This window comes from Myroides injenensis M09-0166, from assembly GCF_000246945.1.
GTDB lineage: Bacteria > Bacteroidota > Bacteroidia > Flavobacteriales > Flavobacteriaceae > Flavobacterium > Flavobacterium injenense.
The window spans coordinates 1-24,967 of sequence record NZ_BAEX01000050.1; the positions used below are offsets into that span (position 1 = coordinate 1).

The following is a 24,967-nucleotide window of genomic DNA, read 5'->3' on the forward strand; positions in this document are numbered from 1 at the left end:
CTGTTATTATTATCCATTATCGTGTTTTTGCTTTATGGGGGGATTGTTTATGGATTATTGCCTTATCAAGTAGGAAATGGTATTTCATGGCAAGGACATTTAATGGGAGCAATCTCAGGTGTTTATCTTGCATACAGATTAAATAATAAAAAGAGAAAGAAATAACCTTTAAATAGGATTATTTGTAGATAGTTAAAATTAAGAAGACATGGCAGAAAAAAAGATTTACTTTGCAAAAGGAGATAATCCTAAATTAATAGAGGCGTATCAAAAAGCACAAGATACTTTCGGATATTTTTGGAGAGAACTATATTGGGAAGGAAGACGAATTATTCCAGCATTGGATATGGCAAGTGTAAAAGTAGCTTTTACACAAGAGTATATTAATGAGGATGGAGAAGAAGATATTGCTGTAGAGCACATGTGGATAGGAGATATCTATTACGACGGTGAATATATCTATGGAGAGTTATTAAATGAACCAGGACAGCTGACAAATATAGAGGAAGGTGATGAAGTAGCTGTGACACTTGATCAAATCAGTGATTGGTTGTTTTTATCACAAGGTAGAGCTTACGGAGGATTTACTATTCAGGCTATGCGTTCAGAGATGGAAGAAGATGAATTAAAAGGACATGATGAAGCTTGGGGTATTGATTTTGGCGATCCTAATAAAGTAGTATTAGCTTATGAAGAAGAGCACCCTGAGAATTTAGTAGAGCATCCAATGAGCAAGAATATGAGAGAGAGCTTTATTGAGTTTTTGGATAAGAATCCAGAAGAATTAGATTTTGTAGATGATTCAGGTTTGAGTTTCTTACATAGAGAAGTACTTGCAGGAAATTTGACAATAGTAGAAGTATTATTAGAAAAAGGTGTAGATAAAAATGCAAAAACACCAGCAGGAAAAACAGCTTTAGATTTTGCAAAACAATTAAATTGGAAGCACTTGATTCCAGTTCTTTCTTAGTAAATAGTAAAATATATTTTCGCAGCCATAAATACATTGTGTTTATGGCTGTGTTTATTTAATACTGTATTTATAAAGTAATAAAATTATTAGCTTAATTTAGCATTTAAAGTTATTTAATTAAGAGATGAATATAGTTTATTTAGTTTTTGGAAAAAGCATTGATAATTACCAACAAGTATATTTTTCTATTTATACAGCTTTGTTGCATAAGGAAGATACCGATAGAATAATCGTTTTGGCAGAAGATCCAAGCTTATTTGAACACTTTGGTGATAGGATAGAAGTAATAGCTATTACAAGGGAGCAAATAAAGGAATGGACTTCCAAATATGACTATTTATTTAGAATAAAAATTAAAGGACTGCAATTAGTAGCTTCAATGTATCCTAATGATCATCTGTTATTTTTAGATGGAGATACTTTTATCTATCAAGATTTATCTATTCTTAAAAGGGGAATGGATGTAGGCGAAAGTTTTTTGCACTTAAATGAAGGTGAAATTAGTAAAATGAGAGATAAATCGCAGAAGCGAATGTGGAGTACTTTGAAGAATAAAACTTTTTGTGAAATCTTAGTCAATGAAAATACATGTATGTGGAATTCTGGAGTAATTGGAATAGCTAAGGAGAATTTAGGTGCTTTGGATTTGTGCTTAAACTTGAATGATGAGATGCTAGACACAGGAGTAGTTCGCAGAGTAATTGAACAGTTTGCTTTTTCACTAGCATTAACGAAAGTTAGTCCTCTAAAACCAGCTGATCATATTGTGGGACATTATTGGGGAAATAAAGAGGAGTGGAATAAAATTATTGAAGACTTTTTATTGCGAAATTTTATGAAGAATAGTACTCTTGAAACTATATTAGATGAAGTGTCTAAAATGCCATTAAGGGAATACCCAATTTGGACAAGACATTCAAACACTCAACGCAAGTTAAAAAGATTTATTGATAGTTTTTATAAGGATAGAAGAGCGCAATTTGTAAAGTAGTTAAAGTATTATAAAAGTGAATTATAGTTTGAAATTAATAGAGAACAAAGAGGATTACCCTTATTCTTTATTATTGTTAGCGGATGAGACTAGAGAGGCTATTGATAAATATGTTTATGATAGCGATGTTTATGTAGTTTATCAAGGAGAAGATAAAGCTGCAGTATTTTGTTTGTATCGTATAGACAAAGATACTGTAGAACTTAAAAATATTGCCGTAGCGTCCTCTTTACAAGGAAAGGGGATAGGTAGTATATTGATTAAAGAGATAATTGCAATAGCACAAAAATCGGGTTATCGAGAATTAATCGTTGGTACAGCAGACTGTGGTGTAGATCAAATACGTTTTTATGAACGCAATGGATTTGTAAAATATGCTGTCAAGGAGAATTTCTTTATTGATAACTATCCTGAGCCTATTATAGAAAATGGCATTCAGTTAAAAGATATGGTAATGCTTCGCATGGATATATAAAAAAGCCTCACATTTGTGAGGCTTTTTTTGTGATCCAGTCAGGATTCGAACCTGAGACCTACTGCTTAGAAGGCAGTTGCTCTATCCAGCTGAGCTACTGGACCGTCCTTAAATCTATAAGATTTAAATTAGGTATCAAATCAAGTAAACACTAGTGTTTGTCTCATTTTGACGGTGCAAATATATTACTTTTAATTCCTATAATGCAAAGAAAAAGTAATGTTTTTTTATAAAAAAATCAAGTGTTTGATAGGTAGTAAGTTAAGTTTGCTGTTTTTTAATGCGAAAAGTGAAAATACTGCCAATCTCTAGTAAATAGCATCAAGTTTCTTTAAGGTAATGTCATTTGCCTTGATTGTTTTTAGTCAAAAATACTGAAGAAGATCTCCGTATCGTATTTTTTGTATCTGATTGTTGTGGCTCTCTATTTTTTTCTAGTATGCTTAATAGCGTTGAATATTCTATTTGGATTAGTGCTTGCCTTAAAGTTTTTGTCCTGTATTAGAAAATTGTCTTAGTCAATGAGTAAGTGTGATAATACCTAACAATAAGGTATTATTATCTTCTTGATTTTTAATCTTTCGCATACTTAAGACAATACATTTATTTACTAGGCTATTATAAATAATAACAGTAATAATAACAAAATTATTTGTAATTTTGTATTGTAAATCAGTGTCCTAACTGATTGGTTAAAACAAAAGGATACAAATCAAAGTGTTCTTTTTTCGTCTAAATTGACTGTAAAAAAGTCAATCTTATCTCAAGTAATTTTTCTATTTTTTTAAATTCAATTCACGGGTAATCCCAGTGTTATTCGGGGGGAATTACGTTGCTCTTCGGGAAAAAAGCGTTTTTGCAATGCCTGCAAGCACTGTTCTCGCACACTTCCCGAACAAATCAACCAGTTATTTACTTATGTTATACCTTAAGCCTTGCATATACTGGGTTTGTTGTGATAATTGCAATTCTGTAAAGGGTAAATAAAAGTCATTTTTAGCCATTATTTACCCTATAAGTAAATAGTTTTATCGGTTTTGTGTAGTGTATTCTTGTCGTGATTTATAGAAAGTAAGATTTGTATAGTATTCAACTATGAAATACGAGACAATTTTGGAAAATAAGATTAATAATATTTTCGATACGAATGAATTACATGTCTATTTTATAGCCAAGTTTCCTTAAGATGAAGCCATTTCGCTTGATTGTTTAAAAAATACAAAAGAATAACACCTTCTCAGTTTAGAAAAGAAACGACTCAAAGTGTTAAATAATTATAGAGGCGACAACAATATAAGTTACAACAATATTTTCGATTTTAAGCTGTTATTTATCATCGTATTGACAAATAAATTAGGGCAACTTTGTAGTAATAAAACTTAACAAGACTATGAAACAAAGAGTTCCTATTTCTCAAATCATGGCAAAAGCTTTGATCGCAGTACCAACAACAAAAAAAATAAGTGAAGTAAATCAACTATTTGAAGATTATAATATTCGACATATTCCAGTTGTAGAAGGTGAAAAGCTAATCGGTATTATAAGTGTCAAAGATGTTATGAAGTTGGGGTTTGGTGCTTCAGATATGGATCAAGCAGCGTTAAATGCTATCTATGATGCCTATAAATTAGAAGACATCATGACTAAAGAGCCAACTGTAGTAACTGAAGATACTATAATTAAAGAAGTGGCAGAGTTGTTTGCAAAAAAACACTTCCACTCTTTACCAGTAGTTAACAAAGACAATAACCTAGTGGGAATTGTTACTACAACGGATTTAATTAATTATCTAGTAGCGCAATATTAATGTACGTTGAGCGAGACATTAGCGCAATTAGAATACTAACGCTCTAATAGAAATCCCCTTTCAATAAGGGGATTTCGCTTTTTATATTGTTAAATAAACTTCGACACATTTACTGTCGTTTTTTTTGGTTTAATAAATATTATCTTTGTCGTATAATAATTTAGGATTATGATATTACAAGATACGATTGTTGCTTTAGCAACGCCTTCAGGTGCTGGCGCAATCGCCATTATACGTGTTTCTGGAAAAGATGCCATTACGATAGTTAATGGAATCTTTAAGTCAATAAAGAACAAAGATTTAACTAAGCAAAAGACACATACTCTTCACCTCGGTCACATAGTAGATGGAGAGCGAGTGCTTGACCAAGTTTTAGTCTCTTTGTTTAAAGGACCTAATTCTTATACAGGAGAAGATACAATCGAAATCTCTTGTCATGGTTCTACATTTATTCAGCAACAAATTATTCAATTGTGTTTGCGCAAAGGTGTAAAAATGGCTCAGGCAGGGGAGTTCACTATGCGTGCTTTCTTGAATGGTAAATTGGACCTATCACAAGCGGAAGCGGTTGCTGATTTAATTGCATCAGATAATGAGGCAAGCCATCAAATAGCAATGCAACAAATGCGTGGTGGTTTTTCAAACGAAATCGCCTTGTTAAGAGAGCAGTTATTAAACTTTGCATCACTAATCGAATTAGAGCTTGACTTCTCAGAAGAAGATGTTGAATTTGCAGATCGTACGCAATTCAAAGAACTTATTGATCGCATTGAGTTTGTCTTGAAGCGTTTAATTGACTCGTTTGCAGTGGGTAATGTGATTAAGAATGGTATTCCTGTAGCTATCGTTGGAGAGCCTAATGTGGGTAAATCGACTTTGCTTAATGCTTTATTAAACGAAGAGCGCGCTATCGTATCAGATATTGCGGGTACAACCAGAGATACGATAGAAGATGAATTAGTGATTGATGGTATAGGTTTTAGATTTATAGATACTGCGGGTATCCGCGAGACGAAAGATGTAGTGGAGAGTATCGGTATTCAAAAGACTTTTGAGAAAATAGAAGCTGCTCAAGTGGTTATTTACTTAATCGATGGTGCAAAACTCAATGAAAGCTCACTAGATTCTATTAAGGTAGAGTTAGAGAAATTAAAGAATAAATACCCTCTAAAACCGCTTTTGGTGGTGTGTAATAAAAAAGACTTATTGACAGAGGAGCATTTAGCTTTATATCAATCTAGCATTGAGAACTTAATGCTTATGTCTGCAAAGAACAACAGTGGAGTCGAGGAGTTAAAAGAATCTCTATTGAGCTTTGTCAATACTGGTGCGCTTCGTAATAATGAAACAATTGTGACTAATGCTCGTCATTATGATTCATTGATTAAGGCCTTGGAAGAGATAGAAAAGGTGAAATGGGGATTACAGACTAATTTATCTGCTGACTTAATGGCTATTGATATTCGTCAGGCATTGTATTATTTCGGTGAGATAACAGGACAAGTTACGAATGATGAGTTATTAGGTAATATATTTGCGAACTTTTGTATCGGTAAATAGAATACCCTATAAATAAAGACTTTAAAAAGCGTTGTAGTTAAAAGCTGCAACGCTTTTTTTGTAGACAGTAATGTTAGTGGATTATTTTTTATTCTCATGTAGATTTAACTTTAAGATTATCTAATTAACTGATTGCTTGTAATTTAGTAAAATAGCCAAGTAAACTGATTAACCTGTCCTCAGGTTAAATAACTTTTCTAGTAGTATTAAACATAGTTGGAGTATTGGTGTTGATTGAAGCTTTTCTTTAGGGAGGGGGAAGTGTTAACGTGTAGTTTTGCACTTCTTATTGTGGGAGTATAAGTAGGGAGTGCTTGTAATTTACTCTTTACTCAAGTTTTTCTTCTGTTTAAGGATTTATTGCTTTATTGATAGAGTATAGATAGTATATTTAGCAAAAAATAAATTGTTAATAATTATAGTGTTATATACTAACCAAAAAACTTGTTATGAAATATTTTAAAGAGGAAGAATTAATTGACTTATGGGATAGTAGTCAGTATTCAAAAGATAGTTATACTGAGCCTTATCCCACCGATGAGTTAATCCGTATAATAGAGGAGCAAATAGGCGGTTATAAATTACCAGCATCTTATATTGAGTTAATGAGAGTGCAGAATGGCGGTTTGGTCAATAAGTATTGTTTTCCTACTACAGAGCCTACAGGTTGGGCAGAAGACCATATTGCAATAACTGGAATAATGGGAATAGGAGCAGATAAGACTTACTCGCTTTGTGGTTCGCTAGGTAGTAATTTTATGAAAGAAGAATGGGGTTATCCTGATATTGGAGTTTGTATAGCAGATACGCCTACAGCTGGTCATGAGATGATAATGCTTGATTATCGTTCATGTGGTAAAGATGGTATTCCTCAAGTAGTTTACGTCGATCAAGAGGATGATTATAGTATTACTGTTTTGGCTCCTAACTTTGAGGAATTTATTAAAGGATTAGTTTATGAGGACGAGTTTGAAGAGGATGCTTTTGAGTATGATTTAGAACTTGTAAAAGAGGGGACTTTTTCACCTATTGTATTGCAAGCGTTTCATCAGGTGGACAGAGAGGTAGTGGATATTGAACTATTGATTAGGAGATTGGGAGAGAAGATTGTTAATGAAAAAGGCTTTTTTGCTTTACACGCTGACCATTATTCACATTTGATGTTTGATACTATGTTTTGGCTGTACTCAACATTAAGAGTAGCTAAATCATTTGACTATTTTATGAATACGAATAATAGTTTTCCGCAGTCGTATGACGAACCATCTTTGCCATTAATGATTTTTATTAGCTTAGTAGATGAAGATTATGGTTTTAAAACAGGTGGATATGCTGCTGATTTTGTAAAAGATTGGTGGAATAAAAGAATTGAAGATGGTCAGATCATCGCATCAGAAGATGGGTATGTATTTAGTGATACTGCAATTCAAAGAGTTCAACAAGAATTAAGACAAGTAGTTCTTTAATTTTAGATGATGTAATATAGTAAAAAGTGCTCTGTATCTGATTGATGCAGAGCACTTTTTTTGTTAGCAATATATGAGTGCATTACTTGGAGATAATAATAGTATATTCTAATTAAAACAACTTATTGTATCCTATTTTATATGTTATGAAGATGTAATATTGTTTAAAACTTAATAATTTATCACTATTGAGAATTTTAATAATCATAAAAAAATGTGAATCCCTATTTTATGGCAGAATAGTCAAGATTTGTGCAATTCTCGTTTTTGTGTAGTGACTAACTTTGTCCCTGTTAAAATGGTTGTAACTGATGTTATACTAAGAGATTCAATCAAAAGTATAATTATTATCCTAGCTTTTTTAAATGGTATAAAAAAGTTTATTTGTATTGAAAAGTATCATTTGAGTGACTAACAGTAGATGATTTTCAATAGATCTGCAACCTCTACATTAACACAGTTGAAAAACACTATTTACTTCTCTGTTTTTTAGCTAAAAATAGACCTATGATAGAATAGATAGGTTAATGTATTAGAACTATATAAGATTAAATAACGATAGGGTAACCTACCATTAAATAAAGGGTTATGCACGAATTAACAATTGTGAAAGATATCTTTTCAACGTTGGAAGAACACTATGAAGCTAAGGTTGAAGATATTAGTAAAATACAAATCACAGCAGGATTACTCTCTAATGTACAACCTGTTTTAATTCAAAATGCGTTTGATGCTTTTATCACTGATAATGAAGTCTATAAAACGATGGAGCTAGAAGTTATCGTCAATGATATTATCGCGCATTGCCACGAGTGTAATAAGGACTTTAAAGTAGAGTATCACAGGTTTGTGTGCTCTTGTGGAACACCATCGACAGATATTGTTCAAGGAAATGAATTATATATATCAAAAGTAATATTTAAACAATCTTAAACAGAGAATATATGGCAGCTAATAGTCCTAAAAGTTTAGGGAACCGCGTAGGTTCAGTACAGTGTGATAACACTACACTTCACTTATTAAAAGCAAATGATTTTGTTGCAAATGCAATTCGCGAGCGCTTAAAAGATGTATGTATTATTAACGTATGTTCTTCTCCTGGCTCTGGTAAAACAACGTTGATGCAAGAAACTGGAAAAAGATTATCGAGTGAAATGAATATATCAGTATTGGTAGGAGATCCAGAAACAGATAGAGATGCTGTGCGTATGAAAGACGCAGGGTTAAATGCTTTACAGATTGTGACTGGTGGTATGTGTCATATTGAAGCACAAATGATTTTGCAGGCATTAGACCATATTGATACAGAAGGAATTGATTTATTGTTTATTGAAAACGTTGGTAACCTACTATGTCCATCTGCTTTTGATTTAGGGGAAGATTACAGAGTGACACTTTTAGCAACAACAGAAGGAGATGATAAGCCTAAAAAATATCCACGTATGTTCTTGACTAGTGAATTAATGCTTGTGTCTAAAGCTGACTTATTGCCTTATGTTCCTTTTACAGTAGAGAATGTAACGAAAGATGCTAGAGAAGTAAATCCTGAGATCGAGGTACTTACAATCAGTACGTTAAATGGTGAAGGAATTGACCAATGGTGTGATTGGTTAAGAGAAAAAGTAAAAGAGAAAAAAGCCAAAGCAGCAAATAAATAATAAATGCAGCAAGCTATTCTTATTGATAAAGTAGAAGGTTCTGATGCTAATATAGAAGAAATAGATGTGTTTGAAATCGAATGGTTTGAGACGCAGAAGTTTCTTTTTAAACGCAATACAAGAGATGGTTTATTACTTCACTTGCAAAAAGAGAAAGGCAGTGAGTGGGCGCATGGAGATTTGTTATTTGCAAAGGATAAATTACTCGCTCAGGTACAGATTAAACCAGTTTTAACGATTGAGTTTATGTCTTTTGAACCACAAGAGGTAGCAGACTTTTGCTATTATATTGGGAATAGACATTTACCCTTATTTGTCAACCCTAGTAGTCAATATTTTGTAGTTCCTTATGACGGTAATCTTTATGAACAACTTGTCGTAAAGTTTAGCCATAAAATACTGCTTTTGGAACAACAGTTGTTAATGAATAATATAGTTAAGAAAGTTCGCAGTCAAAAATACAATACAGATGACAAGTAAATATTTTAAAGCAATATTCCTTTTTGTTTTTGCAATAGGAGTGTTGCAGGGATGTAAACAACAGACTACTGACAAAGCAGCTGATGCTCCAACGCTAAGTGCAGAAGAAGTCGTTGCTATTGATAGCAGAGGAAAAGAAATACGTCTGCCAAAAGTACCCAATAGAGTAGTAGCTCTGTTTGACGCTACTGTAGATGACGTATTTATGTTAGATGCACAAGATAAATTAGTGGGTATTCCAGAACAGATTTATCACAATGATGATGCCTTAGCTTTTTTCTCAAAACTGTCAAGTCGCATGGCTAACAAAGAAATTGCTACACCTACTTTTGGTGGACGAGCTTCAAATGTAGAAGCAATCGTTGGTTTGCAACCTGATTTAGTAATCACCTTTGCAGAGGAAAAAGAGACAGTAGATCAGTTAGAGAATTTAAATATTCCAGTATTTACTATTGCGAGTTTTGATCAACAAGGAATACTAGATGAATTGTTAGGTATCGGAACATTGTTAGGCAAGAAAGAAAGAGCTGAAAACATCGTGAATTATATTTCTGGTGAGATAAAAAAAATGGAGGCTGAGCCTATACAAGATAAGAAAAAAGCCTATTACGCTTGGTCTAAAGGACGTATTCTATCTACTTCGGGCAAGGGGACTTTAATGGATTTAGCGATTCAATTATCAGGAGCAGAAAATGCTTGTCCATTAGAAATGCAAGCTCCAAATGTAGGAGCAGAGATGTTGTATAAATGGAATCCTGATTTGATGATTTTATGGAATACAGAAGCCAATGATGTTTATAGTTTAAGCGAATTAGCGAATCTACCAGCGGTAGTGAATAATCATGTCTATGTGATGAAACCTGCGTTAAAGTATGATCCCCACACAGTAAAGTTTTTATTGTTTGCCAAGCAGGTTCGTCATTGGGCATACCCGACGATTTACACAGAAGAAATGCTTCAGCACGATGTCAATGAAGCAATGTCTATTTTATATAAACTAAACTAGATCGATGAAATATAGCATTAAAATCATATTATTATTCATTCTACCTCTTTTATTATTAATTAGTTCCTTGTTACTCGGTTCTACTGGAAACTTAAGTATAGGAGAGTTGGTGCATTATATCCTAAAATGGATAAATAAAGATGGAGGTGCTGTATTACCTATCGAAACGATATTGTGGCAGGTGCGCTTACCACGTATTTTATTAACCTTTGTAGTGGGTGCATCTTTAGCATCGTCTGGTGGAGTGTTACAAGCTATATTTAGAAACCCAATAGTGGATCCTTTTACATTAGGTATTTCGTCAGGTGCAGCTTTTGGAGCAGCCTTAGCAATGTTATTTCCTTTTATATCTATTAATTTATCAGCCTTTACTTTTGGAGTTACAGCAGTAGCATTGACTTACGCAGTGTCGTATGCCGGAAATAAAAGTTCGCTCGTAAGTATGGTCTTATCAGGTATTATTATATCAGGTGTTTTTACTGCCTTGCTTACGTTGTTACAATATTTAAGTGATCCTTATAAGTTACAAGCTATTGTACAATGGACAATGGGAAATCTACATACAGCTTCGTGGACGAAATTCACAACAGCTATTGCACCTATAACAATAGGGTTAATTGTCATTATTGCGTTGCGTTGGAAGCTAAACCTCTTATCATTAGGAGATAATGAAGCCTTAGCTGTAGGAGTTAATCCGCGATATCTCAAACTGATATTAATAGGTGTAGCAACTATGATTACCGCTTCTTCCGTTGCTGCTGTTGGTGTGATAAGTTTGTTTGGATTAATTGTTCCCCATATGAGTAGAATGCTATTTGGCCCAAATAATAGTATTTGTGTGTGGTCAAATATCAGTATTGGTGGATCTTTTTTATTAATAATAGACGATTTCTCAAGAGCAGTAATGCCATTTGAATTGCCAGTAGGTGTGTTTACTATGTTAATAGGAGCGCCAATATTTATTTACTTGATGAAAAAAAGCATTGTAAGTTGGAACGGATGAAAGAGTTAATTACAATAGAGGATTTGACGTTTAACTATGGTCGTCAAAAAGTATTAGATGGTGTAAACGTTACTTTCGAACAAGGAAAACTATCTATTATCTTAGGTAGAAATGGAAGCGGTAAATCAACCTTATTTAATATACTAGCTGGACTAGAAAAGAAATATAAAGGCAGTGTCTGGATAGGACAAGATGAGCGAAAGTTAATGAAGTTGAACAAGGGACAGTCATTGCGCATTGGTTTCTTAACCCAGTTTCATCAAAGTACTTTTCCTTTTAAAGTAAGAGAAGTTATCTTGACAGGAAGAGCATCTTTTTCGCCATTTTCGCCAAGTGAGGAAGATCATGCTACAGTAGAAGAAGTGCTGACTAGATTTAATTTACAACACTTAGCCGACAAGCCATACACATCGCTTTCGGGGGGTGAACGTCAACTTATTTTGTTGTGTAGAGTATTGGTGCAAAAGCCCGATATATTAATGTTAGATGAGCCTACAAATCATCTTGATTTACACTATCAAGTGGAAGTTTTGAAATGTATTAAACAATTAGCTACAGAGGGAACTACGGTTTTATGTGTGATGCATGATCCTAACTTAGCTTTTATGTTTGGAGAGCGATTTTACGTCATGCGTGAAAATCAGCTAATAGATGTACAGTATCAAGCAGAAGATCAATTACAACAGTTACTTGAAGAAACATATCAGTTGGCATTACATCCAATAGACAATCAGGGTAAGCGAATGTTTATGCCATTAATTTAAGCGTTATGAATAATATTATTATTAGTAAAGTAGACAGAGGACAAGTAAGCGAAATTCAGCAATACGCAATGACATTTAGAGCAACGCTGTTTCCTATGTTAGATCATTCTATTATACCCAATGATATAAGAAACTTTGATGATGTTTATCTAAATAATAAGCTTGGAACGTTTCTACAAGCACGTGATCAGAGTGGTAATTTGCTAGGGGTAATAGGAATGATGGAATATGATCATCGCTTTTCTTATTTGGATTATAGAGGTAAAAGAACTGTTGAAGTTGCTAGACTATTTGTAGAGCCTAAGTTAAGGCGTTCGGGATTGGGAAGTTTGTTATTTAGGGAGTTGCAAATTGAAGCATGTAAGGCAAAGGTAGAAGTACTCTATCTGCACACGCATCCATTTTTGACTGGCGCTTTTGAATACTGGGAACGACAAGGATTTGCTTTAGTCGCTAATACGCAAGAAGGTGGTCTTACCACACTACATATGGAGAGAAAAATTTAATATAACCATTCTCATTTTTTAAGAATAAATTTTATGAACACAATTACTAAAAATCTTGGAGTAATAGTCTTGCTATTATTACTCCCTTACTTTGCTATTGCTCAAACTGTGCAAACTGTCAATGGTCGATTAGTAGGTGAGAAAGATGAACCAATTGCTTATGCAACAGTCATATTAGGAAGTGACTTGATAGTAGAAAGTGATGCTAAAGGAGAGTTTAAAACAGATAAAAATGTAGCGTTACCTCTGGTTATCCAGATTAATGCTATGGGGTACAAAACTAAATTGATAGAGTTAAATGATGCTAATTATAAAGCTAATAATGAAATAATTATAAAGTTAGAAGAAGAGCAAGTAAAATTAGATGAAGTATTAGTAACGATTCGCCGTGATAATTCTTATTTGACAAATTCTACTGTATTAGGAGGAAAGTTTAACGGTAAAATCAAAGATTTACCACAGTCTATTTCTATTGTTTCTAGTGAGTTGATGGAAGATAAACAAGCTTTTCAAGTTTCTGATGTTATTCAAGATCTTGCAGGGGTAACCCAAGCATCTAATTATGACGAATTTGTAATTAGAGGTTTTAAAAGTGGTTATGACAATGGATTGCGTTTGATGAACGGAATGCGTTCAGCTTATGGTTTTGGAGAGAGTTATTATCGCTCACCTATGACAATTAATTTAGAAAGTGTTGAGGTATTAAAAGGACCAGGGGCTTCTTTATTTGGTGATATTGCTCCAGGAGGAACAATTAATATGGTTACTAAAAAACCTTTAGAAGAACACAAAGGGCTAATTACTGTAGCTGCGGGCAGTTTTGAAACATTGAGAACGACACTAGATGTAGGTGGACCATTGGATAAGGAGAAAAAGATCTTATACCGTTTAAATGCAGGTTATGAATCATCTAAAACATTTAGAGATATTAATAACCGTAAGAACTTTGCTCTAGCTCCATCATTTACATTCAGACCTGTGGATGGTACTAGAATTGATGTAGATATGATCTTTGACCAGTTTGATGGTTATTTAGATAGAGGAATGAGTATTAAAGGTGATGATTTATATGCGTTACCACGTTCTTTCACGCTTAATCAACCTTCTGATTTCTTCAAAACTAAAACAACAACATTTAGTGGTCGTTTATCTCAACGCATTACTAATAATTTAAATCTTCACGTGAATTATATGAAATCAATTTATGAAGAAGATTTAAATGAGCACCGCACGTTAAATTCTTATGCTGATGCACCTCATAACACTATTGTAAACTTGCGTTTCTTCGATCGTCATGGTAAAGAATATACAGACAATTTTGTTTCTTATTTAAAATGGGATTTATATGGTAAAAATGTAGATCACCACTTAGTATTTGGTATTGATTATGCACAATATAAAGGAGATAAAAACAGTTGGCAAAGAGAAGCGAGAAGTAAAGATGTAGATGGTAAAGTTATTCCATTGACTTTCGATACTAACAACCCTAGACATGAGGGAGCTAATATCAATAATTATATTTGGAGATCGAATACGCAGTATCCATTTATGAGTCCTTATAAAAGTACAGGTATTTATGTACAAGATCAAATAAATGTAGGTGAACGTTTAAAAATGGTATTGGGATTGCGACATGAAAACTATCGTTCAGAAAGTACAGATTTAACAGAGAGCTATACTGCTACACAAAATGTGTGGTTGCCGAGAGTGGGATTAACTTATTTGATTAATGATCAGATTAACTATTTCGCTAGCTACTCACAAGGATATGTACCCGTTGCTGCTAATTTTGTAGCAAATTATAAAGATTACGGTGCTAATAGTGCCTTCAAAGCAGAACGCAGTTTTCAAGTGGAAACTGGTTTGAAAGCAGGATTCTTAAATAATCAATTACAAGTTGACTTATCATTATTCCGCATTGAACGAAAAGATATGATGATAGAAACAGGTCAGATTAGTGAAGTAGGTTTGCCAGTTTATAGACAATCAGGTAAGGTGATTTCTCAAGGGGTAGAAGTAGATATGCGCGGTCAGATTACTAAAGAGTTACAGTTAATGGCTAATTATACTTTTAATGATACTGAAATAAAAGAGTCAGCGATTATTTCTGAAGAAGGACAATTATTACCAGGTGCACCAAAAAACTCAGCTAGTATTTGGTTAAAATATGTATTCTCAGATACTGCATTAAAAGGTTTAGGATTTGGAGCAGGGATGTATTATGTAGACAAACGCAGATTAAGTGATAGTGTAGGTAAAGATGCTAATGGTAATGCACAATGGGGGTATTTACCTGCTTATACCACTGCTAATGCAGCTGTTTATTATCACATTGATAAATTTAAGATTGCTGTGAATGTCAATAATATTTTTGACAAATATTACTTCTTAGGAGGTTTTGATTACACAAGAGTCTTTGCAGGAGCACCGCGTAATGTGATGGTTTCTTTAGGATATAATTTCTAAAGATGACAATAGGTAATATAGTATAGAACTATTTTAATTTTAACTATTATACTTTTTTATGGAAAGCCTCAACAGTGATTTCACTGTTGAGGCTTTTTTTTTAGGAAGTATACCAAGTAGAATAAGTAATTATTATTTTAAAATAAAATGGCTAATGTGAAGAATTAAAGTAAGTTTGTTGATTATGTAAAAAGCAGTACGATGAACATCATATCAAACTATAGCTATAAAGCCTTTTTAGTCTATCCTCTATTTATTGCCTCTTATATAGTATTGCTAATATACAGGCTGATTAGCCATCTGAATAGTGAGAGTTTTAGTAGTTTAGATATGGAAAGAGTTGGTTTCTCTGTTTTCCTTATGCTGATAGGTATAGGTCTTATTTTCTATTTGATAGGGAAATATAAGTCCATTACAATAACCAATGAATACATTAGTATCGCTTCGCCTTACTATAAAAAAAGAGAATTTAGAAAAGAGGACGTATTGGTCAAATTAGGCGATACTTCTAGTAGATACAATCATTATATAAGAACGTTTACTGTGATATCAGATGCTAAAAAAGCTGTTTTTAATGAAAGTGATTACAGTAATTATCCTGAAATAATACAGTTTTTCGAAGACCATAATTACAAATTGGTAGAGTAATAGAATATCTTTAAAAAGTCTTTTCTATGCGTTGTATCTGTAAAATATTGTTTTTACTATTTAATAGGCAATCATACTTATTTTTATAATGAAATTAAGAGAAGTGACTCATTGAAATTATTAATTTAATAGTTTTGGAATTTACTAATATTGGGAAGTAGTATAACTTTATGAATTATTTTGTGATCGGCGACATTCACGGATGTTACCATACTTTTTGTTCACTTTTAGAACACTGGAATTCAAAAACAGAACATCTTATTTGCGTTGGTGATCTTATTGATAGGGGGAAATATAGTTGGCAGGTTTTAGAAAAGTGCTTTTCACTAATGAAAGATCCTAATGTAAGCATCACAGTATTGAAAGGCAATCACGAAGCTGAGTTTATACAATATGTCAGAGATGGACATCATGAAATATGGACAGCTCAGTGTGGTACAGAAACGCTAATACACTTTGAAGAAAATGAAGTTGATTTAGTAAAGCTTTCTACTCAATTAGTTCAGTTTCCATTAAAGTTTGAAAAAGACTATTTTATTGTTACTCATGCAGGTATATCTGATACTTCTAACCCTTATGAAGAAGATAACTGGGATGGTGTATTATGGAATAGAAATCCATTAAAAAATATCGGAAAATTACAAATTCACGGACATACTCCTTTACATACCGCTCAACCATTATTTACAGCAAAGAGTTGTTCTTACAATATCGATAATGGTATCTACTGCAGCTATGGATTGTCAGGCATAAAACTTGATGAATATGCTAATATTATAGATATAATTGTTGTCCCAACAGATCAAAGAGATTTAGTGTAAACCATTGGTCACAAGTAATTCGCGTGGTATAAATTTGTGAATTGTGCCCCATTTATAAGGTAATCCTTGCCAATGAGTCTATGTTGTGTCCATTATGAGTCCATAGTGCCTCTATTAAAACAAAGAAATTAATAGAGTCATTATGGACTTATTATTTAATGAAGTTACTTGTATTAGCCACTAAATTGAATGGAGGGTGGTTTCGTTATCAATTTCTTTGTAAAACTAATTTTTCAAACATAGCTTTTAAAGATGCTACTGCATTGATAATCTTTTATTGCTTAGTGGGATATTTACTTTTTTTAAATAATACAAATCCGTATAATTCTTCTACAAAACTTAGCAATGCTACATTTATTAGTGCAAAATGAGATAAAAAATAAAAAGTTAAAATTCGTAATTGCCGATTTTTGACTATGATAGTCAAGATTTGTGCAATTGTGATAAATGACTAGAAAGTATCTTTGTAGAGTAATAAAATAGTAAATATTACTTCAGTAATGAAAGCATTATTTCGTCTTATAGTTTTGTGTTTTTTTCTTCTCGCTGTGGGATTAGCTTATGCTAATCAGGCTGTAGAAGTAAGCCCAAATGCTATGATGTTAAAACAACAAGTGTTTTCAAATACAAGTGTACAAAAAAATAATAGCAACGTTTATTTTCAATCAGAAGTTGAATTAGAGATTATTACTCACTGTAATAATGGAGATTTTGAACCTTCTAGTTTTGATTATCAATCTATTATTGATTTTATTGTAAGTAATATGACTTATCGTCTTACTGATAAGCAGTTTATAGATACACATGATGTTTTTGCCTTCTTACAACAACATAGGGCAAAATATTTATTATATCATTCTTACAAAATACCCAATACTATAGTAGGGTAAATACTAAAATAGTTTATTGATTACCACAATACTTAAGTGGTGATATTACTTGTAAATAATTAATTATCATTTATATATACTGACATAAGCTATGTCGGTGAGATAACACATTGTACAAATTTTAAAAAACAATTGTATGCACTTATTACCAAGAGAAACTGAAAAGTTGATGTTGCACTTGGCTGGAGAGTTGGCTAAGAAACGCAAGGATAGAGGGGTGAAATTAAATTACCCTGAGTCGATAGCTTACATCAGTAGTGAATTACTAGAAGCAGCTAGAGATGGACGTACTGTTGCTGATTTAATGCAGTATGGAGCAACATTACTTACCCGCGATGATGTAATGGAAGGAATTCCAGAGATGATTCACGATGTACAGATAGAAGCTACTTTTCCTGATGGAACAAAGTTAGTAACCGTTCACAATCCTATTCGCTAATCAATATTTAGAAAAGTTATGGTTCCAGGAGAATATTTTATAAAAGAGGAAGATATAATCTGCAATGAAGGTAGAGAGATTACCACTATTGTAGTAACTAATAAAGGAGATAGACCTATCCAAGTAGGTTCACATTTTCATTTTTTTGAAGTGAATAAAATGATGGAGTTTGACAGAGCTAAAGCATTTGGAAAACGCCTAAATATTATTGCTAGTACCGCTGTTCGTTTTGAACCAGGTGAGGAAAAAGAAATAGACTTAGTGCCTTACGCAGGAGCACGAAAAGTATATGGACATAATGATTTAGCTAATGGAGAAACGGTTTCTGAGGAAGCTAAAAAAGCTGCTTTAAAGAAAATGGAAAAAAATCACTTTAAAAACAAATTGTCATGAGTTTAAAAGTAAGTAGAGTTAATTACAGTGCAATTTTTGGTCCTACAGTAGGTGATAAAGTGCGCTTAGGAGATACAGATATTATCATTGAAGTAGAGAAAGATTTTGCTAGTTATGGTGATGAAAGCAAATTCGGTGGAGGAAAAACAGTAAGAGATGGTATGATGCAATCTTCTAATCATATGAGTGAAGAAGGGGTATTGGACATGGTAATTACAGGTGCGATTGTCATTGACCACTGGGGTATCGTAAAAGGTGATATCGGTATTAAAGATGGTAAAATAGTGGGTGTTGGTAGAGCTGGTAATCCTGATACAATGGATGATGTTACTCCAAATATGATTATTGGTGCTTCTACAGAAGTACATGGCGGAGCAGGGTATATTGTGACAGCGGGTGGTATCGATACTCACATTCACTACATTAATCCTGAGCAAATTGAAACTGCTTTATACAGTGGTATTACAACAATGATTGGAGGAGGAACAGGACCTGCTGATGGTACCAATGCAACTACAGTGACTCCTGGTAAATGGGGAATGCGTCGTATGTTACAATCTGTAGAAGGATTGCCTATGAACTTTGGTTTCTTTGGGAAAGGAAATGTCGGTGCTGAGCAACCTATTATTGAACAAATAGAAGCAGGTGCATTAGGAGTTAAAATCCACGAAGATTGGGGAGCTACGCCTGCTACTATTGATAGAGCACTTTCTGTAGCAGATAAATACGATGTTCAAGTAGCTATTCATACAGATACACTAAACGAGGCGGGTTTCTTAGAAGATACTATGCAGGCAATTAATGGTCGTGTAATTCATACTTTCCACACTGAAGGTGCAGGAGGAGGTCACGCACCTGATATTATTAAAGCAGCTATGTATCCAAATGTATTACCAGCTTCAACAAATCCAACTCGTCCATTTACAAAAAATACAATTGACGAGCACTTAGATATGTTGATGGTATGTCACCATTTAAGCAAAGATATTCCAGAGGATGTCGCTTTTGCGGATTCACGTATTCGCCCTGAAACCATAGCAGCTGAGGATATTTTACAAGATAGAGGGGTTTTTAGTATTATGAGTTCTGATTCACAAGCAATGGGACGAGTAGGAGAAGTAGTTACTAGAACTTGGCAAACTGCTGATAAAATGAAAAAACAAACAGGAGTTTTGCCAGAGGATGAAGGACATGATAATGATAACTATAGAGCGAAACGCTATGTAGCAAAGTATACTATTAATCCAGCTATTGCACATGGTATATCTAATTATATAGGATCTATAGAGCCGGGTAAAATTGCTGACTTAGTAATTTGGAAGCCAGCATTATTTGGAGCAAAACCTGAAATGATTTTAAAAGGAGGAATGATTGTTGCTTCAAAAATGGGAGATGCTAATGCTTCTATTCCTACACCACAACCTATTATTTTACGAACTATGTTTGGTGGTTTAGGAAAAGCAGTGACTAAGACATGTTTTAATTTCGTTTCTAAAGTTTCTCTTGAAAAAGGAATAAAAGAAGAATACGAATTAGAAAAAACATTATTACCAGTAGAGAATTGCCGTAATATTTCTAAAAAAGACATGATTCACAATGATGCTACCCCTGAAATAATCGTTAATCCTGAGAACTACGAGGTTTCTATAGATGGTAAGAAAATTACTTGTCAGCCAATAGATGAAGTAGCATTAGGGCAACGTTATTTCTTGTTTTAAAAAGTTTAATAGAGGAGCATGTCCTCTTATAAAATATTTCTTTTTTGGGAAAGGAGAAGAAAAGCACTAGTTAAATAATTAACCTTACTTCTTGAGCAAACAGATTTAAAGTGAATTAAAGAAGTAAGGTTAATCTAAAAAAACATAAGATGTTAGTATCACAAGCTTTGAGAAACTGCAAAGTAGAGGAGATAGATAAAGAAATAGATTTCCTATATATAGAATGGTATCAGACGAGTAAACGTATTCAGCGTTTGCAGACTGCTGGTGGAGTGGATATTGCTATTCGATTTTTAGGTAAAGGACAAGACCTTTTAGATGGAGATATACTTTATGAAGATGAGCAGAGTGTGGTGATGGTTTCTGTTATACCATGTGAAGCTATTATTCTAACACCTGTAGATCCAATTACTCTAGGGTTAATTTGTTTTGAAATTGGAAATAAACATTTATCGCTTTTTGTAGAAGGGAACAGTATTTTGATGCCTTATGAAAGACCTATGTTTCAATGGTTAGCAGATAATGAATACAATCCTAAAATAGAGATGAGGAAGTTGCTAAAAAAGCTAAATGCTAATGTGGATTTTCAACAACATAAAAAGTTTGTATTTAAACCTCCCAAAATGAAATTATCAATTAAAGAATAGAATATGCAGAACGCTTTTTTAGGGAAACTACTTCATTTATCAGACCCTACTTTACCTATAGGAGGATATACTCAGTCTAATGGTTTAGAAACTTATGTACAGAATGGGTTAGTACATGATAAGGAAAGTGCAGATCAGTATGTCCGTTATAATCTGTGGTATAATTTAAGGTATAATGATGCCGCATTAATGAAACTTGCTTATGATGCTGCAGAATCTGGAAATATTCAGGAATTGCTAGAATTAGATTTCGAATGTAATGCGTTAAAAAGTCCTATGGAAATTCGTCAAGCTAGTCAAAAACTAGGGTTGAGAATGTTTAAGATTTTTAGTCGATATACACAAGAGGAACCTTTAATTGTAGAGTGGGATAATCAGATAAAGTTTAAGAATAGTTATAATCACTATTGCATAATGTACGGCATTTTTGCCAGTTTGATGAAAGTGCCTTTAGTGGAAGCCATGCATGCTTTTTATTATAATGCAGCAATAGGTATGGTGACAAATGCTGTAAAACTAGTACCACTAGGTCAGTTAGATGGGCAAGATATACTATATTATTTGCATGATGATTTGATGTCTTTAAGTAAGGAATCACTTGTTATGGATAGAAATCTTATAGGATTGTGTAATGTAGGATTTGATATTCGATGTATGCAACACGAACGCCTTTATTCAAGACTATATTTATCTTAATCAAATCGCATAACTACTATTATAAAAGCTATTGTAAATCTTGTTATGTGTGTTATTGTAAGAAACTTAAGTTTAATGATTGTCGCTCATTAGCAAATTGTACAAGCTTGTAAACCGAGATAAATAAGAAAGCAATACACGATACTACTTTTCTCGTTATCTCATTTAAAAAAATACAACAATATGGAAAATAGAAAATATGTAAAAATAGGAGTAGGGGGACCAGTGGGGTCAGGAAAAACTGCATTATTAGAGCGATTAAGTCGTCGTTTAATGAATGAATATGACCTTGCTGTAATTACAAATGATATTTATACACGTGAAGACGCTGAGTTTATGGCTAGAAACAGTTTGCTTCCCCGTGAGCGAATTATAGGAGTAGAAACTGGAGGATGTCCTCACACAGCTATTCGTGAAGATGCAAGTATGAACCTAGAAGCAGTAGAAGAATTGGCAAATCGATTTTCTGATTTAGAGTTGATTCTTATAGAAAGTGGAGGTGATAATCTTTCCTCTACTTATAGTCCAGATTTAGCTGATATAACCATATTTGTTATTGATGTTGCAGAAGGTGAAAAAATACCCCGTAAAGGAGGACCAGCTATTACACGCTCTGATTTATTGCTTATCAATAAAATTGACTTAGCTCCCTATGTAGGTGCTGATTTAGGAGTGATGGAAAGTGATGCTAGACGCATGCGAAAAGGAGCTCCATTTTTGTTTTCTAACTTAAAAACGGGTGATGGATTAGAAAACATAGTAGGATGGATAAAAAAATATGCATTATTGGAAGATATCGACGAACCTAATTTAGTGCGATAGTATGATATGTATATTAGATATTAAGATTGAACAACGTGACGGAGCATCTTATATGAAAGATGCTTACGTTACTCAACCTTTTCGCATAGTGCCAGTAGGGCAGTACAAGAGAGATAATGCAGCACATTTAATGATTATGAGTTCATCTCCAGGATTGCTGGATAACGATGACCACCGTATTATTATTCATTTAGCTGAAAAGACAAAATTGCAATTGCAAACACAGGCATACCAGAGATTATTTCACATGAAGAATAAGTCTATTCAGACTACAACTGTGTTAATGCAAGAAGGTAGTAGCTTTTCATATGTGCCTCATCCTATCGTGCCTCAAAACTCATCTACGTTTATCAGTCATAATAAAATAGAAATGAGCGATAACTGTCATCTTTTACTCTCGGATATTGTGACTTGTGGTAGGAAAATGTCAGGTGAAGAATTTGAGTATAATCACTTTCAAAATCTAACAGAGTTAAAAGTCAATGGTAGATTGAGAGTTAAAGATAATGTACTTCTTCAACCTGAACTTATGCCAATTAAAGGATTAGGAATATTGGAGGGGTTTACGCATCAAGGAACATTGATTTATTACAACACAGTAGTAGGCGCTTCTGTCCTTCATTGTATTGATCAATTTCATAGATTGTATGGGGAAGATAGTACAATAGAGTTTGGTGTTAGTGCACTAGAGGGTAATGGTCTTATGATACGTATTTTAGGTAATGGTGCAGAAAAGCTGTTTAAAATATTTATAGAAGTTCAAGAAATATTATGGAAAGAACGCTTTCTATAAAAGATAAAAAGAAGAATATAAATTTAAAAAAGAACAACAACATTTATGAAAGAACTTGTAATTCATTGTACAAAGACTTTCTTTAGAGGATTTGGGCAAATTATGCTACAAGCAAATGCAATCACAGGATTATTATTTATCTCAGCGATATTTTATGATTCCATTGTAATGGGGATTGCAGCTGTAACAAGTAATATTGTCGCTAATTTTACTGCAGAAATATTGCGATATGATAAACATGATATTGAACAAGGATTATTTGGATTTAATGCTAGCTTAATAGGGATCGCTTTAATGTTCTATTTTCAATCCAATTTTTGGGTATGGGGAATTATGATTATTGCCTCAGCTCTTTCTACAATCATTATGGGATGGGCAATTAAAAAAAAATTGCCAGCTTATACTTTTCCTTTTGTACTATTAACATGGATATCTCTATTCATTTTAAGTATACCAGATTTAGCAATCAAATCTATACCCGAACACTTTGTTGATATTAAAGAATTAGATGATTTCTTAATACAAGGACATGCTTTTGGGCAAGTATTGTTTCAAGGAAGCTTTATTGCTGGAGTAGTGTTCTTTTTGGGAGTATTTATTAGCCGACCAATTCAAGCTTTATATGGATTTATAGCTGTTATTATTAGCGTTTATATTTCTCATCACAATAGTTATGCATCTACAGAGTTAATCAACGAAGGAGTATTTAGCTTTAATGCTGTTCTATGTGGTATCGCAATGGGCGAAGATAAAGTGCGTGCAGGAATGTATGTTTTAATAAGCGTTATTATATCTACTTATTTTGATATTTTCCTAATAAAATATGGATGGACTACACTGACTTTTCCTTTTGTATTAGCTATGTGGGTAATGTTTCCTATTAAACAATTGGATAAATGGTTAGCAGTTAGAATTGAAGCTTCTAAAATTTATAGATTACTGAGAAAGTACTGTCAATAATTTAAATAAATATTAAGATAATAAGTAAAAATTGTTAGTGAATTTTGTAAATAGTTTAAATGAACATCAATGTCTAAACCTTCTATTCAAATATTAAGTAATTATCAGTACAAAAAGTTGTTTTTACCTCATTTAGATGAGTCACATCTGAATAACTCAAGTAAGATACAACTATATAGATTAGAGGATTACTTGACTGGAATCCTTATGCCAGTTATCCCTTATCGTACTACTTTTAATTTTTTAATATTGGTAACAGAGGGTGCCATGACACAATATCTAGATAGTGGTGCTTATTCTCTTACTGCAGGTGATATTATTAATGTAAAGAATGGAAATATTACAGCAACATTATCTATCTCTGATAATATTAAAGGCTATTTTGTAGTCTATGAGAATGAAGTAATTACAGATATCTCTTTAGGTGCAAATGACCTGAAGTTCTTTACGATGGATCCCTATGTAAAATTGAACGCTAATAATATTAATTGGGTAAGCCGATTACTAGAATTATTAGAAGAAGAAACGCAAAGAGATAGTATAGATATGGAAATTTGTATTACGCTTTTGGAAACTGTGTTAATGAAAGTGATACGTGTAGATATGGAAAAAAAGATTCCAATGAGTCGTCAACTAGATATTGCATTCAGCTTTAGAGAACTGGTTCAAAAGTTTCATATTGATCATAAGAATGTACTGTTTTATGCTAACTTATTACATATCTCAGGGAACTACCTTAATAAATGTGTGAAAGAAGCAACAAATAAACCACCTAAACAATGGATTAATGAAATAAGTATTTTGCATAGTCAAATACTCTTACAGGACAAAACACGAGATATTGCTGGTATTGCATTTGAATTAAAATATAATTCACCTTCCCATTTTACAAGACTTTTTAAGAAAGTTACGGGTTATTCGCCTAGTGATTATCGACGTCATAAATTTATTTTGTAGTTAATAGTAAGGTGGTTAGTGCTAATAC

At 33.0% G+C, this 24,967-nt stretch carries 27 protein-coding genes and 1 tRNA gene; 27 read left to right on the forward strand and 1 reads right to left on the reverse strand.

The window, feature by feature from the left end; genetic code table 11:
• Positions 1-21: 21 nt before the first annotated feature.
• The 4 genes from RH98_RS16200 to RH98_RS09235 all read left to right on the forward strand — a co-directional run bounded on the left by RH98_RS16200 (position 22) and on the right by RH98_RS09235 (position 2,439).
• Positions 22-165 (forward strand): rhomboid family intramembrane serine protease, encoded by a 144-nt coding sequence (locus RH98_RS16200; RefSeq protein ID WP_369383822.1) that lies wholly within the window; start codon positions 22-24, stop codon positions 163-165.
• A gap of 43 nt (positions 166-208) precedes the next feature.
• Positions 209-970, forward strand: a complete 762-nt coding sequence (locus RH98_RS09225) for a DUF2314 domain-containing protein (protein ID WP_010253471.1) — start codon at positions 209-211, stop codon at positions 968-970.
• 127 nt (positions 971-1,097) lie between these two features.
• Positions 1,098-1,964 carry a hypothetical protein gene (locus tag RH98_RS09230; protein ID WP_010253474.1) on the forward strand — a complete coding sequence of 289 codons (867 nt, stop codon included), beginning with the start codon at positions 1,098-1,100 and terminating at the stop codon, positions 1,962-1,964.
• Positions 1,965-1,980: 16 nt separating this feature from the next.
• Complete coding sequence (locus tag RH98_RS09235) at positions 1,981-2,439, forward strand: GNAT family N-acetyltransferase (protein ID WP_036495630.1); 459 nt, start codon at positions 1,981-1,983, stop codon at positions 2,437-2,439.
• A 30-nt stretch (positions 2,440-2,469) separates the two neighbouring features.
• On the opposite strand, the gene RH98_RS09240 is transcribed toward RH98_RS09235, so the two are convergent.
• Positions 2,470-2,543, reverse strand: a tRNA-Arg gene (locus tag RH98_RS09240).
• Positions 2,544-3,829: 1,286 nt separating this feature from the next.
• Between RH98_RS09240 and RH98_RS09245 the strand changes: the two genes are divergently transcribed.
• The 23 genes from RH98_RS09245 (at position 3,830) to RH98_RS09360 (ending at position 24,939) form a co-directional block, all read left to right on the forward strand.
• Entirely contained in the window at positions 3,830-4,246 is a 417-nt protein-coding gene (locus RH98_RS09245) for a CBS domain-containing protein (RefSeq protein ID WP_010253480.1), read from the forward strand.
• Positions 4,247-4,414: 168 nt separating this feature from the next.
• Positions 4,415-5,806: a tRNA uridine-5-carboxymethylaminomethyl(34) synthesis GTPase MnmE gene (gene mnmE, locus RH98_RS09250; protein WP_010253482.1), complete on the forward strand. Its 1,392-nt coding sequence runs from the start codon at positions 4,415-4,417 to the stop codon at positions 5,804-5,806.
• 449 nt (positions 5,807-6,255) lie between these two features.
• On the forward strand, positions 6,256-7,272 hold the full coding sequence (locus RH98_RS09255) for an SMI1/KNR4 family protein (RefSeq protein WP_010253485.1): 1,017 nt from the start codon (positions 6,256-6,258) through the stop codon (positions 7,270-7,272).
• A 588-nt stretch (positions 7,273-7,860) separates the two neighbouring features.
• On the forward strand, positions 7,861-8,205 hold the full coding sequence (locus tag RH98_RS09260; protein WP_010253487.1) for a hydrogenase maturation nickel metallochaperone HypA/HybF: 345 nt from the start codon (positions 7,861-7,863) through the stop codon (positions 8,203-8,205).
• Between the two features lie 11 nt (positions 8,206-8,216).
• Positions 8,217-8,930 carry a hydrogenase nickel incorporation protein HypB gene (gene hypB / locus RH98_RS09265; protein WP_010253490.1) on the forward strand — a complete coding sequence of 238 codons (714 nt, stop codon included), beginning with the start codon at positions 8,217-8,219 and terminating at the stop codon, positions 8,928-8,930.
• A gap of 3 nt (positions 8,931-8,933) precedes the next feature.
• Positions 8,934-9,410, forward strand: coding sequence for an urease accessory protein UreE (locus tag RH98_RS09270; protein WP_010253493.1), 477 nt, complete (start codon positions 8,934-8,936; stop codon positions 9,408-9,410).
• Positions 9,400-10,416, forward strand: a complete 1,017-nt coding sequence (locus RH98_RS09275; RefSeq protein WP_010253496.1) for an ABC transporter substrate-binding protein — start codon at positions 9,400-9,402, stop codon at positions 10,414-10,416. The genes RH98_RS09270 and RH98_RS09275 overlap by 11 nt, the downstream gene beginning before the upstream one ends.
• 4 nt (positions 10,417-10,420) lie before the next feature.
• Positions 10,421-11,419 (forward strand): FecCD family ABC transporter permease, encoded by a 999-nt coding sequence (locus RH98_RS09280; protein ID WP_010253499.1) that lies wholly within the window; start codon positions 10,421-10,423, stop codon positions 11,417-11,419.
• Positions 11,416-12,183: an ABC transporter ATP-binding protein gene (locus RH98_RS09285; protein ID WP_010253503.1), complete on the forward strand. Its 768-nt coding sequence runs from the start codon at positions 11,416-11,418 to the stop codon at positions 12,181-12,183. The genes RH98_RS09280 and RH98_RS09285 overlap by 4 nt, the downstream gene beginning before the upstream one ends.
• 5 nt (positions 12,184-12,188) lie before the next feature.
• A complete protein-coding gene (locus tag RH98_RS09290; protein WP_010253506.1) occupies positions 12,189-12,689 on the forward strand; it encodes a GNAT family N-acetyltransferase in 501 nt (166 codons plus the stop codon).
• Between the two features lie 33 nt (positions 12,690-12,722).
• Complete coding sequence (locus tag RH98_RS09295) at positions 12,723-15,155, forward strand: TonB-dependent receptor (RefSeq protein ID WP_010253509.1); 2,433 nt, start codon at positions 12,723-12,725, stop codon at positions 15,153-15,155.
• Between the two features lie 201 nt (positions 15,156-15,356).
• Positions 15,357-15,803 (forward strand): hypothetical protein, encoded by a 447-nt coding sequence (locus RH98_RS09300; RefSeq protein ID WP_010253512.1) that lies wholly within the window; start codon positions 15,357-15,359, stop codon positions 15,801-15,803.
• A gap of 170 nt (positions 15,804-15,973) precedes the next feature.
• A complete protein-coding gene (locus RH98_RS09305) occupies positions 15,974-16,624 on the forward strand; it encodes a metallophosphoesterase (RefSeq protein WP_026038829.1) in 651 nt (216 codons plus the stop codon).
• A 500-nt stretch (positions 16,625-17,124) separates the two neighbouring features.
• The gene (locus tag RH98_RS09315; RefSeq protein WP_010253521.1) at positions 17,125-17,514 is read left to right on the forward strand and encodes a hypothetical protein; all 390 of its coding nucleotides are present in this window, start codon (positions 17,125-17,127) and stop codon (positions 17,512-17,514) included.
• A 136-nt stretch (positions 17,515-17,650) separates the two neighbouring features.
• Complete coding sequence (gene ureA, locus RH98_RS09320; protein WP_010253525.1) at positions 17,651-17,953, forward strand: urease subunit gamma; 303 nt, start codon at positions 17,651-17,653, stop codon at positions 17,951-17,953.
• Positions 17,954-17,971: 18 nt separating this feature from the next.
• Positions 17,972-18,346 (forward strand): urease subunit beta, encoded by a 375-nt coding sequence (ureB, locus tag RH98_RS09325; RefSeq protein WP_010253529.1) that lies wholly within the window; start codon positions 17,972-17,974, stop codon positions 18,344-18,346.
• Complete coding sequence (gene ureC / locus RH98_RS09330) at positions 18,343-20,064, forward strand: urease subunit alpha (RefSeq protein WP_010253534.1); 1,722 nt, start codon at positions 18,343-18,345, stop codon at positions 20,062-20,064. The genes ureB and ureC overlap by 4 nt, the downstream gene beginning before the upstream one ends.
• Before the next feature lie 149 nt (positions 20,065-20,213).
• The gene (locus RH98_RS09335) at positions 20,214-20,711 is read left to right on the forward strand and encodes an urease accessory protein UreE (protein WP_010253537.1); all 498 of its coding nucleotides are present in this window, start codon (positions 20,214-20,216) and stop codon (positions 20,709-20,711) included.
• 3 nt (positions 20,712-20,714) lie between these two features.
• A complete protein-coding gene (locus tag RH98_RS09340; RefSeq protein WP_010253540.1) occupies positions 20,715-21,407 on the forward strand; it encodes an urease accessory protein UreF in 693 nt (230 codons plus the stop codon).
• Positions 21,408-21,590: 183 nt separating this feature from the next.
• Positions 21,591-22,229 (forward strand): urease accessory protein UreG, encoded by a 639-nt coding sequence (gene ureG, locus RH98_RS09345; RefSeq protein ID WP_010253543.1) that lies wholly within the window; start codon positions 21,591-21,593, stop codon positions 22,227-22,229.
• A gap of 1 nt (position 22,230) precedes the next feature.
• Positions 22,231-23,022 (forward strand): urease accessory protein UreD, encoded by a 792-nt coding sequence (locus tag RH98_RS09350; protein ID WP_010253545.1) that lies wholly within the window; start codon positions 22,231-22,233, stop codon positions 23,020-23,022.
• 45 nt (positions 23,023-23,067) lie between these two features.
• Complete coding sequence (locus tag RH98_RS09355; RefSeq protein ID WP_010253547.1) at positions 23,068-23,982, forward strand: urea transporter; 915 nt, start codon at positions 23,068-23,070, stop codon at positions 23,980-23,982.
• A gap of 69 nt (positions 23,983-24,051) precedes the next feature.
• Positions 24,052-24,939 carry an AraC family transcriptional regulator gene (locus RH98_RS09360; protein ID WP_010253549.1) on the forward strand — a complete coding sequence of 296 codons (888 nt, stop codon included), beginning with the start codon at positions 24,052-24,054 and terminating at the stop codon, positions 24,937-24,939.
• Positions 24,940-24,967 lie beyond the last annotated feature (28 nt).

What these genes read in the sequence shown, in the direction of transcription:
- RH98_RS09275 (WP_010253496.1), top strand. Translation starts at nt 9,400, where the DNA reads ATGACAAGTAAATATTTTAAAGCAATATTCCTTTTTGTTTTTGCAATA.
- ureC (WP_010253534.1), top strand. Translation starts at nt 18,343, where the DNA reads ATGAGTTTAAAAGTAAGTAGAGTTAATTACAGTGCAATTTTTGGTCCT.
- RH98_RS09285 (WP_010253503.1), top strand. Translation starts at nt 11,416, where the DNA reads ATGAAAGAGTTAATTACAATAGAGGATTTGACGTTTAACTATGGTCGT.
- RH98_RS09305 (WP_026038829.1), top strand. Translation starts at nt 15,974, where the DNA reads ATGAATTATTTTGTGATCGGCGACATTCACGGATGTTACCATACTTTT.
- RH98_RS09315 (WP_010253521.1), top strand. Translation starts at nt 17,125, where the DNA reads ATGAAAGCATTATTTCGTCTTATAGTTTTGTGTTTTTTTCTTCTCGCT.
- RH98_RS09230 (WP_010253474.1), top strand. Translation starts at nt 1,098, where the DNA reads ATGAATATAGTTTATTTAGTTTTTGGAAAAAGCATTGATAATTACCAA.
- RH98_RS09335 (WP_010253537.1), top strand. Translation starts at nt 20,214, where the DNA reads ATGTTAGTATCACAAGCTTTGAGAAACTGCAAAGTAGAGGAGATAGAT.
- ureA (WP_010253525.1), top strand. Translation starts at nt 17,651, where the DNA reads ATGCACTTATTACCAAGAGAAACTGAAAAGTTGATGTTGCACTTGGCT.
- RH98_RS09280 (WP_010253499.1), top strand. Translation starts at nt 10,421, where the DNA reads ATGAAATATAGCATTAAAATCATATTATTATTCATTCTACCTCTTTTA.
- RH98_RS09340 (WP_010253540.1), top strand. Translation starts at nt 20,715, where the DNA reads ATGCAGAACGCTTTTTTAGGGAAACTACTTCATTTATCAGACCCTACT.
- RH98_RS09245 (WP_010253480.1), top strand. Translation starts at nt 3,830, where the DNA reads ATGAAACAAAGAGTTCCTATTTCTCAAATCATGGCAAAAGCTTTGATC.
- ureB (WP_010253529.1), top strand. Translation starts at nt 17,972, where the DNA reads ATGGTTCCAGGAGAATATTTTATAAAAGAGGAAGATATAATCTGCAAT.
- RH98_RS09355 (WP_010253547.1), top strand. Translation starts at nt 23,068, where the DNA reads ATGAAAGAACTTGTAATTCATTGTACAAAGACTTTCTTTAGAGGATTT.
- RH98_RS09295 (WP_010253509.1), top strand. Translation starts at nt 12,723, where the DNA reads ATGAACACAATTACTAAAAATCTTGGAGTAATAGTCTTGCTATTATTA.
- mnmE (WP_010253482.1), top strand. Translation starts at nt 4,415, where the DNA reads ATGATATTACAAGATACGATTGTTGCTTTAGCAACGCCTTCAGGTGCT.
- RH98_RS09255 (WP_010253485.1), top strand. Translation starts at nt 6,256, where the DNA reads ATGAAATATTTTAAAGAGGAAGAATTAATTGACTTATGGGATAGTAGT.
- RH98_RS09260 (WP_010253487.1), top strand. Translation starts at nt 7,861, where the DNA reads ATGCACGAATTAACAATTGTGAAAGATATCTTTTCAACGTTGGAAGAA.
- RH98_RS09270 (WP_010253493.1), top strand. Translation starts at nt 8,934, where the DNA reads ATGCAGCAAGCTATTCTTATTGATAAAGTAGAAGGTTCTGATGCTAAT.
- RH98_RS09300 (WP_010253512.1), top strand. Translation starts at nt 15,357, where the DNA reads ATGAACATCATATCAAACTATAGCTATAAAGCCTTTTTAGTCTATCCT.
- RH98_RS09290 (WP_010253506.1), top strand. Translation starts at nt 12,189, where the DNA reads ATGAATAATATTATTATTAGTAAAGTAGACAGAGGACAAGTAAGCGAA.
- hypB (WP_010253490.1), top strand. Translation starts at nt 8,217, where the DNA reads ATGGCAGCTAATAGTCCTAAAAGTTTAGGGAACCGCGTAGGTTCAGTA.
- RH98_RS09350 (WP_010253545.1), top strand. Translation starts at nt 22,231, where the DNA reads ATGATATGTATATTAGATATTAAGATTGAACAACGTGACGGAGCATCT.
- ureG (WP_010253543.1), top strand. Translation starts at nt 21,591, where the DNA reads ATGGAAAATAGAAAATATGTAAAAATAGGAGTAGGGGGACCAGTGGGG.
- RH98_RS09360 (WP_010253549.1), top strand. Translation starts at nt 24,052, where the DNA reads ATGTCTAAACCTTCTATTCAAATATTAAGTAATTATCAGTACAAAAAG.
- RH98_RS09225 (WP_010253471.1), top strand. Translation starts at nt 209, where the DNA reads ATGGCAGAAAAAAAGATTTACTTTGCAAAAGGAGATAATCCTAAATTA.